This is a genomic window from Weissella sp. DD23, from assembly GCF_001579105.1.
Taxonomy (GTDB): domain Bacteria; phylum Bacillota; class Bacilli; order Lactobacillales; family Lactobacillaceae; genus Weissella; species Weissella cibaria.
Genome location: NZ_KQ970400.1, coordinates 4,826 through 5,899 on the forward strand (window position 1 = coordinate 4,826; position 1,074 = coordinate 5,899).

Sequence of the window (1,074 nt, forward strand, 5' to 3'; positions counted from 1 at the left end):
GTCATCATGCGCGGCCCGCTGGAAGAAATTCAACACAGCGTCATAACTGTCATACGGATGATGCACAAGGTAATCCTGCGCCACAATGTTATCAAAAATATCAGCCCCTGCCAGCGCCTTCACCTGGTGTGGCCGGTATGGGTGATAATGCAAGAAGGCAAACTCAGCAGCTTGGTCCTCCTGCTTCAATAAGTCATTTAATTCAGTCACAAAATCATACGCCAGTGGGCCCTTAACCTTAAAGACGTGAAGCCGGTCAACGCCCAAAACCTGCTGCAAATGGCGTTTCAATTCGGCTGGCATTTGCGCCGAAACCGTTAAATTAATTGCTGGCGCCGTCGCCCGTTTATTAACCTCTGCTTGAATGGCATCCACCACATCAGTCGTTGACTTTGGCAAAATAGGCATGCTCATATCTTGCAAGATACGGAATTGATACACCTGCTTATCAGCCAAGTCAGTCGCTAAATCGGCAATGTACGTCGTCATGACATCGGTCGTCGTGACAAAGCGGCTGTTAGGTCCCGGCACGCGGATAAATCGTGGTGTCGTCGCTGGCAAGGCAAATGTCGTCCAATCGGCATCCCCCGTATGACCAACGACATAGTTAATCGTCCCGTTGGATACTTCTGATAGACTGGTCGCGTCCATTGTCTTTAAGGTCAACTCTGGCTGAATCGTCTGCTGAAAAATCCGGCGGACCGCTGCCCGGTCATGTGCCTTTAAATCCGCCACCGGCAAAATCGGTAAATGCACATTGCTCAAAGCAACTTTCAAAGCTTCATAACTCTGGTATTGGTGCCGCAACTGTTTGCGAATGGCATGACGTACCGCGTTCATTTGTTGTTGTGGCGTCATGCCCGCCGGATCCTTCTTATCATCCCCAGCTTGAATATCACGAATCAAATCCGCCATGCGGACCATGTACCATTCATCAAAATTGCTCTGCGTGATACTTAAAAAGTTTGCTCTTTCCAAAAGCGGCTGGCCCGCATCTTGACTCAGCGCCAAAACCCGTTCATTAAAGGCCATCCAGCTTAACTCACGATTCATAAAATCGTGGTGTGTTAAAAA

General features: G+C 48.9%; 1 pseudogene. It reads right to left on the bottom strand.

From position 1 onward, the window contains the following. Nucleotides 1-1,053, bottom strand: a pseudogene (locus WEIDD23_RS13810) (hypothetical protein); the annotation flags it as partial. Nucleotides 1,054-1,074: the final 21 nt, after the last annotated feature.